The following is a 15,618-nucleotide window of genomic DNA, read 5'->3' on the forward strand; positions in this document are numbered from 1 at the left end:
GCGACACTCAGCCTCAGCACCAGAGAGTGCGTGGCGCCCCGGGGCCGCGGGGCGCGCCGCCCCCCCCCCCCCCCCACCCCCCCCGGGGGGGGGGGGCCCCCCGCCCCCCCCCCCGCGACCCTTTGCCCGTGCTGATCGTCAGCTGAGCGTGACCTGTCGGTTGGTCAGCCCGCCACGGGCCCGGCGCTCGTCCGCCGTGAGCGGTGTTGTCGAGGCCAGAGCGGTCGTGAGCCGCTCCGCGAACTCGGCGGCCGGCTTCTCCACGTCCTCCGCGCCGACCCCGCTCGGCAGGTCCCAGACCGGCACGGTGAGCCCGTGGGCGCGGAAGGAACCGACCAGCCGGGTGCCCTCGCCGAGGCTGGACCGGCCCGCCGCGTGCAGCCGCGCGAGAGCGTCCAGAAGCTGCTCCTCGGGATACGGCATGACCCACCGCAGATGGTTCTTCTCGGGCGTCTCGCACCAGTAGGCGGAGTCGACGCCGGTCAGCTTCACCGTCGGGATGGCCGCCGCGTTGGCCCGCTCCAGGGAGGCGGTCACGTCCGGGGTGGCGTTCTCCGCGTCCTGCACCCAGAACTCGAAGCCGTCGTGCACAACTGGCTCGAACGGGCCCTTCGGGTCGAGCAGGTCCTGCAGCCGGGGGCTGTCGGCGGGGGCGCGGCGGCCCTGCACCGGGGTGCCCGGCTCGGCGGCGAGCGCGCGCTGGAGGGTGTCGGCGAGGTCGCGGCTGATGTCGCCGGAGGCCGTGTCGTTCTGCAGGCCGATGAGGACCGTGCCGTCGTCGCGGCGCAGCGCCGGCCAGGCCATCGGCAGCACCGTCGCGAGCGTGACCGACGGGACGCCCTCGGGCAGGCCGTCCTTCAGGGTCAGCTCGACCGTGGCGGCGGGCACCAGCTCGCGCAGCGCCACCCAGTCGCCCTCGCCGGCCAGCCCTTCGAACGGGCGGTGCACCAGCTCGGTCGCCGCGTGCGCGGCCGCCCGGCCGTGGCACGCCTTGTAGCGCCGGCCGCTGCCGCAGGGGCAGGGCTCACGGGCACCGACAACCGGATAGTTCACTTCAGCGCCTTCGGCGCGGGCGGCATCGCTGAGCTGCGGCCGCGTGGCCGTCGTCTGGGGTCGCTTCTTGGCCATCTGGGTGTCTCCCGGTTACGGCTCGTCTCGTACGGGCGGGAGCCTAGCCGTTCGCGCCCCGGGCCACGGGAACCTGTGGACGACGGCGCCGACACGGACCGCACATCCAGGGGCACGGGACCCGGTCGATCTGCTCGGCCTGCTGGGCCCGGTCGGTCTGTTCGGCCTGCTGGGCCCGGTCGGTCTGTTCGGCCTGCTGGGCCCGGTCGGTCCGGTCGGTCTGCTGGGCCCGGTCGGTCCGGTCGGTCCGGTCGGTCTGCTGGGTCCGGGCGGTTGCTGGGTCCGGTCAGTCCAGGTCGTCGAACGCGTCCGCGAAGTCCAGTTCGGTCATCTCCGGGGCCGAGGGCGTCATGACGCGCGCGGCGAAGGCATCGCGGCGCTCCCCGGTGTCCTGGCGGCCGACCTCCGGACGGCGCGTTTCGTGACGGCGCACGTCCTGGTGGTGCACGTCCTTGTGGACCACGACCCACACGGTGACCTCGCCCCGGGCGTCGTCCCGGACACCCCAGTCGTCGGCCAGCGCCGTGATGATGTTCAGCCCGCGACCGCCGTGCGCCGTGACCGAGGGGGTCATGGGGGCCGGGCGGGTCGGGCCGCCGCCGTCCGTCACCTCGACGATCAGCCGGCCGCGCGTGTCCACCCGCCAGGCGGCCCGGACGTCGCCGTCCCCGGCCAGTGCGTCCCCCAAGGGGCGCCCGTGTTTGCAGGCGTTGCTCAAAAGTTCGGAAAGGATCAGTACGGCATCGTCGATGACCGCTTCCGACACGCCACCGGTGCGCAACTGATCGCGCATACGGTGTCTCGCCTTCCCCACGCCCGCAGGGCCATGGGGTACGGCCATGCTCGACGACGTGGGCACCTCCTGTGCCACCACCAACGCCACCCCCGAGACCTCCTTTGCCCCACGCCACGGTGTGGATGCCCCATCGGCCTGAACCGGAAACCGGCCAATGAATGTCCGGTGACGCATTCGCAACGAACGAATACGTACCGAACGCGCCGGAGCACTCCCTGTGACGGGTCGTCGCCGTATCCCCCGGATAGGGCGTCGTGTGGCTGGATTTCGATGGTGTGGCCGAGAAGTGAGGATGGTGTGAGTGAGCTGTCGGGTCAAGGGGTGCGGGAGCGTCCTTACGTGACTTTTTATCTGAGCCCTACTCAGGACCGGCCCCGGTTCACCGCCCCAGCCGCTCCAGCACCGCCGCCGGCCGGTTGGTGATGATCGCGTCGATACCGAGCTCCACGCACAGATCGACGTCCTCCGGCTCGTTCACCGTCCACACGTGGACCTGGTGGCCGTTGCGCTTCAGCCGCTCGATGTACGCGGGGTGGTTGCGCACGATCCTGATCGAGGGCCCCGCGATCCGCACACCCGCCGGCAGCCGCCCGTCGCGCAGCCTCGGCGAGAGGAACTGCAGCAGATAGACCGTCGGCAGTGTCGGCGAGGCCGTCCGTACCCGGGCCAGCGACCGCGCGGAGAAGCTCATGACCCGCACCGGCGACTCGGCGGCCGTCGCCGGGGCGTCCAGCCCGAACCGCTTGAGCAGGACCAGCAGCCGCTCCTCGACCTGCCCCGCCCACCGCGTGGGGTGCTTGGTCTCGATCGCCAGCTCCACCCGCCGCCCGGCGTCCGCGACCAGCTCCAGCAGCCGCTCCAGCGTCAGTACGGAGGTGTCCGCGCGGTCCTCCGGCCGGAACTCCCAGTCCGGCTCCTCGTCCCGCCCCCGCCAGGCCGGGCTCTTCTTCCACGCGCCGAAGTCCAGGGCGGCCAGCTCCGCCAGCTCCAGGGCCGACACCGCGCCGCGACCGTTGGACGTACGGTTGACCCGTCGGTCGTGGACGCAGACCAGATGGCCGTCGGCGGTCAGGCGTACGTCGCACTCCAGGGCGTCGGCGCCGTCCTCGATGGCCTTCTTGTAGGCGGCCAGCGTGTGCTCGGGGGCGTCCTCGGAGGCGCCGCGGTGCGCGACGACCTGGACGCGGTGGCGTAGTGCGTGGGTCACCGCGACATGGTGCCACCGAGTGGCCGTACGTGGGGGCATCCCGGATGCCAGCAAAGGGAACTTTTGTCGGACAGGCCCTATATAAAGGTTGTCCGTGTACCCACAGCCACCGCTTATGGTGCTCTGACGGCCTGTGGGAAAAGCTGACGGCATACAAAAGCACATGCACAGCTGAATCGCGCCGGACCGACAGCAAGCGTGAAAGAGCGTGACCGAGTGCGACCGAGAAGAACAGCCGTGGATCGAGGAGAAAAGCTGTGAGCACCGAGAACGAGGGCAACCCGGTACCTCCGGCCCCGTCCGCACCTCCTGTGCCGCCGGCCTCTCCCGCTGCTCCCCCGCAGCCGGCCGCATCCGGCGGGGACGCGCCGACCGCACCGCTTCCGCCCGCTCCCGCAAACGACCCCTACGCGGCCCCGCCCGCCCCCGCGGGTGGCCCTTACGCGGCCCCGCCGCAGGCTCCGGAGGGCTCCTGGCCGCCTCCGCCCCCGGCGACCCCTTCCTACGCGGACGCCGGCGCGGGCGCGGCCGCGGGTGCCGCCCCCGGCACCGGCTGGGGATCGTCGTACGACCAGGCGCACCAGACCTACGACCATGCGAACCAGCCGTACCAGCAGCCGCAGCCCGCGCCGAAGAAGGGCGGCGGGCGCGGCGGTCTGATCGCCGCCGTCCTGGTGGCCGCGCTGGTCGCGGGCGGCCTCGGCGGCGGCCTCGGCTACACGCTGGCCAAGAACAACGACGACGGCGGTTCGACGACCGTCTCCGCCACCACCGACGGCGGCGCCACCCAGGTCAAGCGCGCCGCCGGCACCATCGCGGCGGTCGCGCACAACGCGCTGCCCAGCACGGTCACCATCGAGTCCGAGAGCACCAGCGGCGAGGGTGGCACCGGCACCGGCTTCGTCTTCGACAAGCAGGGCCACATCATCACCAACAACCACGTGGTGGCGGACTCCCTCGACGGCGGCAAGCTGACCGCGACGTTCCCGGACGGCAAGAAGTACGAGGCCGAGGTCGTCGGCCACGCGCAGGGCTACGACGTCGCGGTGATCAAGCTCAAGAACCCGCCGTCGGACCTGAAGCCGCTCGCCCTGGGCGACTCCGACAAGGTGGCCGTCGGCGACGAGACGATCGCCATCGGCGCCCCCTTCGGCCTGTCCAACACGGTCACCACGGGCATCATCAGCGCCAAGAACCGCCCGGTCGCCTCCAGCGACGGCAGCGCCAGCAGCAAGGCGTCCTACATGAGCGCCCTGCAGACCGACGCCTCCATCAACCCGGGCAACTCCGGCGGCCCGCTGCTGGACTCCTCCGGCGCGGTGATCGGCATCAACTCCGCGATCCAGTCCGCCTCCAGCGGCGGCCTGGGCAGCAGCGGCCAGTCGGGCTCGATCGGCCTCGGCTTCGCCATCCCGATCAACCAGGCCAAGTACGTGGCCCAGCAGCTGATCAAGACCGGCAAGCCGGTCTACGCGAAGATCGGCGCGTCGGTCTCCCTGGAGGACGGCACGTCCGGCGCGCAGATCACCGACTCCGGCTCGGGCGGCGCCGCCGCGGTCGAGTCGGGCGGCCCCGCGGACAAGGCCGGCCTCAAGCCCGGCGACGTCATCACCAAGCTCGACGACTCGGTGATCGACAGCGGCCCGACCCTGATCGGCGAGATCTGGACCCACCAGCCCGGCGACAAGGTCCAGATCACCTACAAGCGAGGCGGCTCGGAACACACCGTCACCCTCACCCTCGGCTCCCGCGTCGGCGACAACTGACCCCCACCCGCCCGCACGAACCGGTTACTCTGTTCCCCGCGCCGATCTCGGTCGACGCGGGGTGGGTTGCCCGAGCGGCCTAAGGGAACGGTCTTGAAAACCGTCGTGGCGCGAGTCACCGTGGGTTCAAATCCCACACCCACCGCTTGATACGAACGGCCCCTGACCAGGCAAGACGGTCGGGGGCCGTTGGTGTGTGCGGTGCCCGTGGGACACCGCTGTTCCCCTTGGTTTCCCGCTCTATCGGGCACGGGAGGGGCACGACCGGGGCACGGCGTGTAGGCCCTGGATCATGGCCTGAGGGGGCTGTCGCCTACCGGTTGATGGGAATCTCGTAGACGATCTCGCAGTGGGCGGCGGGCACGATGATGCCCTCGGTCTCGACGGGCCGTCCCTGGTCGCTGTAGTAGGTCCGCCGGATGTGGGTGACGAGTGCGGCCTTCTGGATGCCGAGGAGTGAGGCTTCTTCGGATTGATCGGGTCGCGGGGCTTGAGTTGATTGCCCAGGCGGATGCTCAGCGGACCAAAGTATGGGAGGGGGTACTTCTGCTGGGTGACGCGGACACGGTCGCTGCCGCCGGGATTGGCGTTGGGCGGGGCTGCAACTGGAACAGGCAGCGCCGTGGTGTCGCCGACGACGACTTCGACTGGACAGTTGCCGTGCGACGCGCTGACGAACGCCGGGACCGCTTCTACGCCGCCGCCAGAGCAGGCCTGACCGTGGGCAGCGGCGATGTAGCCCAGGCGCGATGGCTCGTCGACCGACAGATGAACTCATGATTCCAACGGAGCGGTGCCGCTGCACTTGCGCCACCACGTTTTCCAACCGTGGTGGTGGGGTGGTGGACGTCGTCCGATGACGTTCACCTGGGTTCGTTGGCTGTTCGCTCGCTGGCTGCACCCGACTCCCGGTCTCGTATGAACGGCGGTGAACGCGGCTGAACGAGACGGAAACTGAGACGGGCGGCCTTATTGGGTTCCCGGGTCACAGAGCAGGGAGCGTCGTGTTCATCGCGCTCGCCACGGTTCTACACGACGGCACCTTCCCCGCTGGGTGTAACCGTCGGGCACGCCGACGCCGACGGAACTCCAGAGGGGCTCAGCCTCCCGGAAATGTCCGCCGCCGGTGTGCCATTGGATTCCTGGATAGACCTGGCGCAGAGATCGGAGAGCTGCTGAAGCGAGGCCACAGTGCTTCTGGCCCTCGTAAGAGTGAGGCGCCTCCACCCAAACGATCTTGCGCGGATCGCAGACCACGTACTCGACCGCGCAGCACAAGAAGAGCGCCGCCCCGACGTTCCGCCTGGTGATCGCCAGCCATATGCGAGCGCTGACCCGGGCCCGCGAGGCCCGGGAGCCGGCCGGGCAGATCGCTGCCCGAGAACTCGAGATCGAACGGCTCCGTAGTGCGCTCGCCCGCGCCGACGAACTCAGCGACAATGCCGCGGCGGCATTGGAAAAGCAGCCTGACCGCGACGCCACCACCCCGCTGACATGCCTCAGCGCGGAGCACATATCGTGCGGTCATGGCTGTCATGGAGGTTCGCAACGACAACGCGGGCCGGCTCATCGTGTGGTTGGAGCCGCTGGGCGAGGATCGCTGGCTGGCGCCGGGAGAGGTCTTCCGGATCCAGTCGGACTACACCGGCGACGATCAGGCCTTCTCTGTCACCAGCTGGGTGAACGACGAGGACCGGGCGGCAGGAATCGAGAACATCACCGTCTGGATCGACAACGGTGACTGCTACGCGCAGGTGACTGACCGAGCGGGGAACATCATCGAATGCGGTCACCAGCGACCCGAAGAGATCAACATGAAGTGGGCCGCCGCCACGGAGGAAGCTCGCAGGCGAATGGAAGGGCGCAAAGCCAAGCGGAGCTCTTGAGACAAGAGCTCGGCTATCTCGAACTCGATCGCCGTGGGGCGGAAATGCTCTTTCAGGTTCTCACTGAGCGTGAGGAGAAGAGCAGCATCGCGATCGCCTCCAACGAGGCTTTCACCGGCTGGAGCCGGACCTTCACCGACCCACGGCTCTGCGCGGCGATCGTGGACCGCCTCACCTTCAACGCCACCCTCATCGAGACCGGTAGCGAGTCCTACCGCCTGGCCCGTTCCAATGCCAAGCAGAACGGCGTGCCGCAGTAGATCACCGTGGGAGAAGCTCAATTAGTCTGCTGGGCGTGCCTAGTTGACGGCAACGGGACGTGGCTCTGCGATGCCGACGATGAACTCCTCCCGCAGCCGGATGTCGGCCGACCACCCGAACGCGGCGAGCTCGCCGGTGAGTGCCGCAGGATCATGGAGTACCTTCACGATGCGGTACTGGCTGCCATCGTCGAGCCGGCGCACCTCCGCGGCCACTTCCTCACGGGAGGCCGCGGCGGGGCCCTCGTCGACGAAGACCGCTTTGCCGTTCGGCGTGAGTGCGGCAGCGACGGTGTCCCAGAAATCGCCCAACCGGGACGGCGGAACATGCGAGAGCCAGAAGGCGAAGAACACAGTGTCGAAGCGGCGCGGAGGCCGCCACTTGAACACGTCGGCCCGGTCGAACCGGACATTGACAGAGGCTGTCCGCGCTCGCGCGATGCCCAGCACCTCCGGTGATGCGTCGACCGCGGTCACCGAGCGCGCCCGCGCGGCCAGCGCCCCCGTCCACTGTCCCGTTCCGCAGGCCAGCTCCAGCACGTCTCCAGTGATCGGGAGTTCGTCGGCCACGGCCAGCAACTCGCGCAGATCCTCACGCTCGGCATAGACCCGGTCGTACTCGGGCGCACGGGCTCGGTAGTAAGCAACCTGCTCCGCCAGAAGAGCATCCTCATCGATTGCCATGACCCGAACCCTAGCGGGCTCAAGCACAAGTGGTCCCAGAACAAGGCAAGAAACGGGGCCACTTGAAGACGTAAAGGCACCACCACAGGATCTTCGTCGAATGGGGCTGCCTGAAGCCAACATGCCGGGGCCGGTTACCGAGGTCAGAGTCAGGCAACGGGTCGGATGCGGCCCAGGCACCGCAACTGCCGGCAGTACGCTCCCTGTTGGGAGACAAGACGTTCGCCTATCATGCCGACGTGCGGATTGACTGGGGTTTTGGGACTAGTAGTCCTATTGCGTGATCAGGCGCGTCTACGCGCTGAGTTGATCAGTCAGGTGTCCTACTGGGTCAGGGTGGATCCTGACGGGCGTACTCATGCTTATGTCGACAACATGGGCGCCCTCCCAATCAAAGTGATATTGCTGGGCAGGAATCAGCGTCCGCCCGAGTCAATAAAATGGAGCCATGATCAGATGGTCCAGCCCTTCACGCTCGACGAGCCCTGTATGTATTCCGTCCCCCCTGGAAATGGATTCAGGGTCACCTTCACGCCGCTGACGGAACAGGTCCGCATCCGCGGAGCGCTTCTCTACGATCCTTTGGATCTGACCGTAATTGACAATCGCGGGTATTCTTAGGCTTCAGGAGCTGGCGGCGCCTGTGTGGCGATTGTCTCCTCAAGTTCGGCGACGACTCTGCATGCCGCAGTCAGGCAATGAGCTTGGGAAGCTGAGGCGATCCAGGGTGCCCTGCTTGGCTGAACTGCGATGGAAGGGTATCGGTGCCTGGCGGCCAGGCCGGTGGTTCCCCGGTGTTCCCCGTAATTCCCCACCGGATCTGGCACGAGCCCACTGCCTTCAGATGATCACAAAGTTCGCTTCACTGCATGGCCCAAGGCAATAAGGCCGATTCCGAACACTGACAAAGATGCATGGTCGAACCCGCTGCACGCATCGAGTAGAGCCCCCGCTCCCCAGAGCCTCGGCTGTCGAACGTGGCGCTGTGGCCATTGGCCCGGCAAACGTCCGAGAAGCAGGCCGTGAAGGACTAGGGAAACGCACATAAGCCAGAGTGCCCCGACCAGAACCAGCATCGAAAGCAGGAGGCCGGCAGACGATATCGACATGGCCGTCCCCCTAGTGGGCTGGTTGTGCGTCCCCCTCGCGAAAGTCTGGCACGTCGGTGCGGATACCCCAGGGTCCCGCGGGATGTTTGCCGTCTCTCGTTGGTATCAGTCATGAGTAGAGCTTTTTCTCCAACGCCGAGCATCGGGGGCGCAGACGACGACGCAGCCGAGTCCGGACGAGCGCCTGGTCATGTACCAAGTTGTCGCAGCCCGGCATGCGGGTCTCGATCAGACGGTCTGGCAGGTACCGGGCATTGCTCTGACGGCCCAGGCGTTCCTGATGACGATTGGCCTCGGGCCTGGATCCGGTCAACTCGCGCGGCTCGGGTCTGGACTTCTCTCGGTGGTGGTCGCCTTCATGTCCGTTGAGCTGCTGATGAGGCACCGACTCAGTGCGATCGCGGACGCGGTGTGGTTGGAGAGGTTCGAGCGAGACCAGGGGTGGGAGGCGCTCCACAGACCATTGAACGACCGATGTACCCAGCTTGGAGTGCCCATGCCGCGCGTAGCCCGTCCGCGCGCCTATTCCGTATGGATCGCGGGTCTCTCAGCCTTCGGCCTCGTGGGTGCTGGTATCGCGGTCAACGCGCTCGCTGGGTAGCTGTTGGTTCCTCAGCTTGGGAAGCTGAGGCATTTCGGGGGCGGTTGGGACACTGAGCTGGGCAAACGGTTGACCGGCCTCGTCGTCGGGCTGGGCGCTTTCCCCGAGATTCACCGCTGTTCACCGCTCGATCTGGTGCGCCAGTGGTGCACGGCGTTGTCAGTGGCCACCGGTACGGTGCGGAGTGTTGGGTCGGTCTGCTGTCTCGGCAAGGAGAGCGCGCGACCAAGGGGGGTGGCTCAGAAGAGATCCCCGAGCCACGTCGGTCCGGGAGCTTGTGAAGCTTCGACACCACCCCCCCTCCAACAGCCGCCGAGAGGTCTCGGACCGCGCACGGATCACTTCTTACGGCGCTTGCTCGCACGCTTCTTCAGCTCGGCCTGGCCGCGCTTCGTCCAGTCCCCCTGATGGAGGTGGCAACGCGCAGTGCCCTTCAGCGTCTTGTTCTGACAACGACCGCCGGCCGCCGTAGGCCACCCGCACTTCCCCTGCTTCCACTCACCCACGGTCTGTCCCCTTCCCGTTGGTTCGCTGCGCGTCCGGGCATCCAGCGTGTGACATGGAGCCGGCACGGGGCAGGGCGCACGATCGGCGGCGTCAGACGATGCAGGCGCACGCCGGTCAGTACGTCGGCGCGGGGCTCGTGCAGTGCCGTTCACCTGCGTTCACGGCCGGCCGGTCCATGACTCAGTTGCCCTGTGTGGTCCGGGCTGAACGCCCATGTACGGCGCTGAATGAGACGGAACCGAGACGGCCCGGCCTGTGACCGGGCTGCCGCAGCGGATGCGCAACCTTCTGATCCGTAGCGTCGGCTATGTCGTCCTCGCTGTTGGGCCCGCCGCGACGGCGCTGTGATGATGGGCGGGTGAAAGAAGAGTCGCCCGCACCGACGCCCGTCATCCTTGGCATCGACGACCTCCGGCCGCTGCCCTGGGCCACGCAGATCGCGCGCACCAGCGGCGAAGGTGTCAAGCTCCTGCAGGAGCACCGCGACACCTTCATCGACGAACTCTGGCTCGACCACGACCTCGGCGGCGACGACAGCATCTTGCCCGTGGTGACCCTCATGGAAGAAGCCGCTTTCCATGGACGGCCCTTCCGAATCGGAACGGTCTTCGTGCACAGCGCCAACCCCATTGGCGCCGAGACCGTCGTCCGGTCGCTCACACGCTGGAACTACCAGGTCCGGCGGGCGACGGCCTAGGAATCTGATGTTGAGGTCTGGCCTCATCCTTATCAGGTCGACGATGGACATCGGTGACGTTCTTCAAGCTGCCGTGCTCCTGGGCTGACCATTCGCTGAGGTCCGGGCCTGCGGGCGTCTTCTCTGGACGCGTGTGCCGGGGGTGGGAAAGCATCAGGTATGCGCTCAGCCGACTGGCAGTTAACCGAAGACGTCGACGACTTTCTCGCCCGGGCAGGGGCCTTTCTGCGTTCGCGGCCCGGGCCGCACGTGATGCAGCTGACCTGGGCCGAGAGAGTGCGGAAGCGGGGGGCGGGGGCGTTCGGCGGCGAGACTGCGGTCTTCGGCCTGCTGGAGCGGGCGGGTGAGGTGCGGGCCACCTTCTACCACCTTCCGCCCCGTGCGTTGGGTCTGTCGCCCCTCACGCCCGAGCAGGCCGACTCCCTCGCCGCGCACCTGGCCGGGCTCGGTCACGATCTTCCTTCCGTCGGTGCCGATCACGGCACGGCGACCGCGTTCGCCGAGGCCTGGCAGCGGCACACCGGTGCGACGCCCGGAATCCGTGACACCCGGGTGCGTCTGTACGGCCTCGGCACGCTCACGCCACCCGACCCGATGCCGGCGGGACGGGCCCGCGTCCTTGGTGAGGAGGACCTTGAGGAAGTCATGTTCTGGTGCGGGGAGTTCGCCAGATCGGTGGGGGAGGATGTGGTCATCGACGCCGGCACGTGGGGCGACACCCGCTTCGCCGACAAGCGCTACACGCTCTGGGAGACCCCGGACGGCACCCCCGTCTCCGTCGCGGGCATGAACCCGTTGATCGGCGGCCAGATCCAGGTGGACATCGTCTACACCCCGGCACACCTGCGCGGCCGGGGCTACGCGGGTGCGGTGGCGGCGGAGGTGAGCCGGGCCGCGCGGGCCGCCGGAGCCACGGACGTCGTCCTGTTCGCGGACCAGTCCAACCCCACCAGCAACGCCCTCTACCAGCGCCTCGGATACGTCCGGCTCGCCGACTGGTGCGCGTACGACTTCTCGCCTGCCGGGGCGGACGCCGACTGAGCGGCTGCCGGCCACCGTCGTCGTGAACGGGTGTAAGGGGTGCTCCTCCAGGGAGGGCACCCCTTACGCATGCGGTCTCCGCGTTCGGTGCGCGGCGGGTGTCAGGGGCGGTGGCCCGTCATCCGCGCGGCCGAGGCGATCGTCGCGCGGGCCTCGGCCTCCGTCAGGCCCGTGTGAACGGCCGCGTCGATCAGGGGGGCCCGCAGGGCGCGGCCGATGCCGTTCTCGTAGGCGCGGCAGGCCGCCCAGAACAGTCGGGTGTTGCGCTGGCCCTCGTGGGCGGAGAGGACGAACTGGACCAGGCCCTGGCCGCGGTTGCCGACCGAGGGGTGGGTGGCCGGGTGGGCCGCGCGCGGGGGTGGCAGGAGCAGGCGGAGCAGGGAGGGCGGGCAGGGGGCCGGGACCAGGTGCGCGGTGCCGGGGGCGGTGGCGTAGAGGCCCTGGTCGGTGCGGGAGCCGGGGCCGACCAGGTAGCCGCCGGCGCCCCGGATGTCGATGCCGGGCGCCAGGCGGCTCGCCGAGTTGGGGACCACGACGTCCGGCGGCCCGGTCAGCCAGAGGTGGCGGCCGCCGCTCGGCGTGAGCACGACGACCGTCGGCGGGATGGTGAACAGGTGCCGCAGCGCCAGTTCGCGCAGGGCCGAGGTGGAGTCCGTACCGGACTTCACGTCGAGGTCGACGCCGATGAGGCGGTGCGGGGGCAGTCCGCAGGCGATGCCGTAGCCGGTCGCCCAGGGCGCCGCGGCGAACAGCTCGCGGATGCGGGCCGGGTCGCTGGTGGCGTCGTACACCCCGTGGCCGGGGCGGCCGCACTCGCCGTGGCAGGGCGGCGCCGTCGGTTCCGGGCGGTCGTGGGGTGCGGCGGCGTTGTTCGAAGAACCGGGCGCGTCGCGGTGCGGGGAGCGCAGGGCCGGGAGCTTGGTGCGGGACAGGGGGATGACGGCCAGGCCGCGCTCGGCGGCTGACAGGGCGTGTGCGAGGGCCAGGGTTGTCGCCTGCCGGTCGGTGATGGCCATGACTCCATGTTCGTACGTACGTTCGAAAAAGGGAAGGGGGAGAGGGCGGGACACGCCGACGGGTGCCGGTTGGCCGGAAAGCGGCGCCGGAACGGTTCTCCCCTTGGGGGGCTTGGAGGGGGTGATGCCCGGATTGGTCATGGCTGGGGTCGGTGTCGACCAAAGATGGCGAAAGGAGTTTATCGACTTGTCATCACGCTTGAGGGCGAATGAGGGCTTCCGGACTGGTTCGCCGGGGATTCGGTGGGCAATTCTGATCTCGCGACGTCGATGACAACCACCGAGGCGGTCGGCCAACTGCCCCGGAAAGAGCATTACTTGACGTACTTCCGGCACAGCCGGGCTCTGAGAGGAAACAACATGGCAAGCATCCGTACCGCACGCGTTCTCGCCGCCGTCTCCGCCCTCCCGCTCGCCGCCGCGCTCTTCGCCGGGGTCGCGGCCGCTGACAACGGTGCCATCGCGGGCAACGGATCGAGCGCCAACGCCGGCTCGGCGGGCATCATCGGCAGCGGGGTCGGCCACAACAACAGCGGCAACTCCTCCACCACGCAGCAGAACGCGGTGGGCAACGGCGCCACGAACCAGAGCAACACCGCTCAGGTCAACGGCTCCGCCTGGACCGCCATCCAGCAGGGCAACGACAACGTCGCCGTCCACTTCACCCAGCTGTGGTAGGCCCCGCCTGAGCCCTGGTGGGGTGTGGTCTGTGGGGATGGGATGGGCAGTACGTCCGCGCGGCGGTGCTTCGGCACCGCCGCGCAGGCGTTTTCCGGCCCCTCCGCCGCCCCGTTCGACCTTGACAGTGGGCCGTATCTGACGGACAGTCAGAAACCATGCATCTGGCCCCCACCGAACGCCAGCAGCGGCTGCGCGCCGAACTCCGCGCCTACTTCCGGTCCTTGATCCCGTCCCCCGCCCCCGAGGACCCCGCCGAACGCCGTGCCCTGCTGCGGCGCATCGGCGCGGACGGGCTGCTCGGCCTCGGCTGGCCCGTCGAGTACGGCGGTCAAGGCCGCGGCGCCGACGAGCAGTTCGTGTTCTTCGACGAGGCGTACCGGGCCGGAGCGCCGGTCTCGATGGTCACGCTCAACACCGTCGGGCCCACGCTGATGAAGTACGGCAGCGACGAGCAGAAGGCCCGCTTCCTGCCCGGCATCCTCCGCGGCGACCTGGTCTTCGCCATCGGCTACAGCGAACCCTCCGCCGGAACCGACCTGGCCTCGCTGCGCACCCGTGCGGTCCGGGACGGCGACGGCTGGCGGATCGACGGGCAGAAGATCTTCACCTCGGGCGCCCAGCACGCCGACTGGATCTGGCTGGCCTGCCGCACCGACCCCGAGGCGCCCAAGCACCGCGGCATCTCGATCCTGCTGGTCCCCACCGACGCGCCCGGGTTCTCCTGGACCCCGATCGAGACGGTGGGCGGCCAGATCACGACGGCGACCTACTACGACGGCGTCCGCGTCCCGGCCGGGAACCTGGTCGGCGCCGAGCACGACGGCTGGTCGCTCATCACCAACCAGCTCAACCACGAGCGGGTCGCGCTCGCCGCGACCGGCATGCAGGCCGAGGACTTCTACGAGGCCGCGCTCACCGCCGCCCGCACCCCCGATCCGGTGACGGAGCGGCGCCGCGTTGACGAGCCGTGGATTCGTTTTCGGCTGGCCGAAGCGCATGCCCGGCTGGCGGCGAATCGCCTGCTCAGCTGGCGTTTGGTGGGGGATGCGGGGGCGGGTCGGGTGGCCCCCGCGGAGGCCAGTGGGGTGAAGTTCGCGGGAACGGAATCGACAGTCGCGACGTATCGCATGTGTCAGGAGATCGTCGGCGAAGCCGGATGGGTCCGGTCCGGATCGCCGGGGGTGTTCGGGGACGGCGAGCTGGAGCGGCTCAACAGGGCGGCGCAGATCAACACGTTCGGGGGCGGGGTGAGCGAGGTGCAGCGGGAGATCGTCGCGACCATGCGGCTCGGGATGCCGAGGGGTGGTGGCCGTGACCGGGGCGGGCGATGAGCCGGGAGCGCGGCTCAAGGCGTACGAGGGGCAGCCGGCCGCCGTCGCCGGCGTGGGCAAGGACCCGGTCAACCTGCCCATGATCCGGCACTGGTGCGAGGCCACGGGCGACACCAACCCGGCGTACGAGGGGCCGGACGCGATCGCCCCGCCCACCATGCTCCAGGCGTGGACCATGGGCGGCCTGTCCGGACACGAGGGGCGCACCGGCGCGTACGACGAGCTGATGAACCTGCTCGACGAGGCGGGCTGCACCTCGGTGGTCGCCACCGACTGCGAACAGGAGTACCTCAGGCCCCTGCGGCCGGGCGACGAGGTGGTCTTCGACACGGTGATCGAGTCGGTCTCCGCGCGGAAGACGACCAAGCTGGGCACGGGCTATTTCGTCACCACCCGCACGGACATCCGGGTCGGCGACGACCTCGCCGGTACCCACCGCTTCCGCATCCTCAAGTACGCGCCCGCCGGAAAGCCCCGCAAGGCTCCGCCACGCCCCCGCCCGGTGGTCAACCGGGACAACGCCGGCTTCTGGGAGGGCGTGGCCGAAGGACGCCTCCTCATCCAGCGCTGCGCGGGCTGCGGCACCCTGCGCCACCCCTGGCTGCCCGGCTGCAACGCCTGCGGCTCCCTCGACTGGGACACGGTCGAGTCGGCCGGCACGGGCACAGTCTACTCGTACGTGGTCATGCACCACCCGCCCTTCCCGGCCTTCGACCCGCCCTACGCGGTCGGCCTCATCGAACTCGCCGAGGGCGTGCGGATGGTGAGCAACGTGGTGGGGGTGCCGTACGACAAGGTGCGGATCGGGCTGCCGGTCCGGGTGGAGTTCCTCCGCCACGAGGAGGACGGCACGGTGACGACCCTGCCCGTCTTCCGGGCCGTGGACGCTCTCGGCGGGGAGGCCTGAC

General features: G+C 69.2%; 12 protein-coding genes, 1 tRNA gene and 2 pseudogenes. 9 read left to right on the forward strand and 6 right to left on the reverse strand.

What is annotated here, in order from left to right; all coding sequences use genetic code 11:
- Positions 1–138 precede the first annotated feature (138 nt).
- The 3 genes from ACGFZS_RS10475 to ACGFZS_RS10485 form a co-directional block, all read right to left on the reverse strand.
- Positions 139–1,128, reverse strand: a complete 990-nt coding sequence (locus ACGFZS_RS10475) for a DUF5926 family protein (RefSeq protein ID WP_393794752.1) — start codon at positions 1,126–1,128, stop codon at positions 139–141.
- Between the two features lie 286 nt (positions 1,129–1,414).
- Positions 1,415–2,098 (reverse strand): ATP-binding protein, encoded by a 684-nt coding sequence (locus ACGFZS_RS10480; protein WP_393794753.1) that lies wholly within the window; start codon positions 2,096–2,098, stop codon positions 1,415–1,417.
- A gap of 205 nt (positions 2,099–2,303) precedes the next feature.
- A complete protein-coding gene (locus tag ACGFZS_RS10485) occupies positions 2,304–3,131 on the reverse strand; it encodes a glycerophosphodiester phosphodiesterase (protein WP_393794754.1) in 828 nt (275 codons plus the stop codon).
- A gap of 257 nt (positions 3,132–3,388) precedes the next feature.
- Here ACGFZS_RS10485 and ACGFZS_RS10490 point away from each other — a divergent pair, with 257 nt between their 5' ends.
- Both ACGFZS_RS10490 and ACGFZS_RS10495 read left to right on the forward strand, forming a co-directional pair.
- Positions 3,389–4,897 (forward strand): S1C family serine protease, encoded by a 1,509-nt coding sequence (locus ACGFZS_RS10490; protein ID WP_393794755.1) that lies wholly within the window; start codon positions 3,389–3,391, stop codon positions 4,895–4,897.
- Positions 4,898–4,957: 60 nt separating this feature from the next.
- Positions 4,958–5,042 (forward strand) — tRNA-Ser (locus ACGFZS_RS10495).
- Between the two features lie 168 nt (positions 5,043–5,210).
- Here ACGFZS_RS10495 and ACGFZS_RS10500 read toward each other — a convergent pair.
- Positions 5,211–5,384 (reverse strand): annotated as a pseudogene (locus ACGFZS_RS10500) (GntR family transcriptional regulator); the annotation flags it as partial.
- Positions 5,385–6,423: 1,039 nt separating this feature from the next.
- On the opposite strand from ACGFZS_RS10500, the gene ACGFZS_RS10505 reads away from it, so the two are divergent.
- Together ACGFZS_RS10505 and ACGFZS_RS10510 are read left to right on the forward strand one after the other, a co-directional pair.
- A complete protein-coding gene (locus tag ACGFZS_RS10505) occupies positions 6,424–6,783 on the forward strand; it encodes a hypothetical protein (RefSeq protein WP_393794756.1) in 360 nt (119 codons plus the stop codon).
- Between the two features lie 5 nt (positions 6,784–6,788).
- Positions 6,789–7,043, forward strand: a pseudogene (locus ACGFZS_RS10510) (ATP-binding protein); the annotation flags it as partial.
- A 39-nt stretch (positions 7,044–7,082) separates the two neighbouring features.
- Here ACGFZS_RS10510 and ACGFZS_RS10515 read toward each other — a convergent pair.
- Positions 7,083–7,727: a class I SAM-dependent methyltransferase gene (locus ACGFZS_RS10515; RefSeq protein ID WP_393794757.1), complete on the reverse strand. Its 645-nt coding sequence runs from the start codon at positions 7,725–7,727 to the stop codon at positions 7,083–7,085.
- Between the two features lie 2,575 nt (positions 7,728–10,302).
- Between ACGFZS_RS10515 and ACGFZS_RS10520 the strand changes: the two genes are divergently transcribed.
- Positions 10,303–10,641 (forward strand): cyclic-phosphate processing receiver domain-containing protein, encoded by a 339-nt coding sequence (locus tag ACGFZS_RS10520; protein WP_355710269.1) that lies wholly within the window; start codon positions 10,303–10,305, stop codon positions 10,639–10,641.
- Between the two features lie 159 nt (positions 10,642–10,800).
- On the forward strand, positions 10,801–11,682 hold the full coding sequence (locus ACGFZS_RS10525) for a GNAT family N-acetyltransferase (protein WP_393794758.1): 882 nt from the start codon (positions 10,801–10,803) through the stop codon (positions 11,680–11,682).
- A 101-nt stretch (positions 11,683–11,783) separates the two neighbouring features.
- On the opposite strand, the gene ACGFZS_RS10530 is transcribed toward ACGFZS_RS10525, so the two are convergent.
- Positions 11,784–12,698 (reverse strand): bifunctional DNA primase/polymerase, encoded by a 915-nt coding sequence (locus ACGFZS_RS10530; protein ID WP_393794759.1) that lies wholly within the window; start codon positions 12,696–12,698, stop codon positions 11,784–11,786.
- Positions 12,699–13,058: 360 nt separating this feature from the next.
- On the opposite strand from ACGFZS_RS10530, the gene ACGFZS_RS10535 reads away from it, so the two are divergent.
- The 3 genes from ACGFZS_RS10535 to ACGFZS_RS10545 all read left to right on the forward strand — a co-directional run bounded on the left by ACGFZS_RS10535 (position 13,059) and on the right by ACGFZS_RS10545 (position 15,617).
- Positions 13,059–13,376, forward strand: coding sequence for a hypothetical protein (locus ACGFZS_RS10535; RefSeq protein ID WP_393794760.1), 318 nt, complete (start codon positions 13,059–13,061; stop codon positions 13,374–13,376).
- Positions 13,377–13,534: 158 nt separating this feature from the next.
- Complete coding sequence (locus ACGFZS_RS10540) at positions 13,535–14,710, forward strand: acyl-CoA dehydrogenase family protein (protein ID WP_393794761.1); 1,176 nt, start codon at positions 13,535–13,537, stop codon at positions 14,708–14,710.
- Entirely contained in the window at positions 14,691–15,617 is a 927-nt protein-coding gene (locus ACGFZS_RS10545; RefSeq protein WP_393794762.1) for a bifunctional MaoC family dehydratase N-terminal/OB-fold nucleic acid binding domain-containing protein, read from the forward strand. Before ACGFZS_RS10540 ends, ACGFZS_RS10545 begins: the two co-directional genes overlap by 20 nt.
- The last annotated feature ends 1 nt before the right edge of the window (position 15,618 follow it).

This window comes from Streptomyces sp. NPDC048288 (assembly GCF_043201555.1).
Classification (GTDB): Bacteria; Actinomycetota; Actinomycetes; order Streptomycetales; family Streptomycetaceae; genus Streptomyces.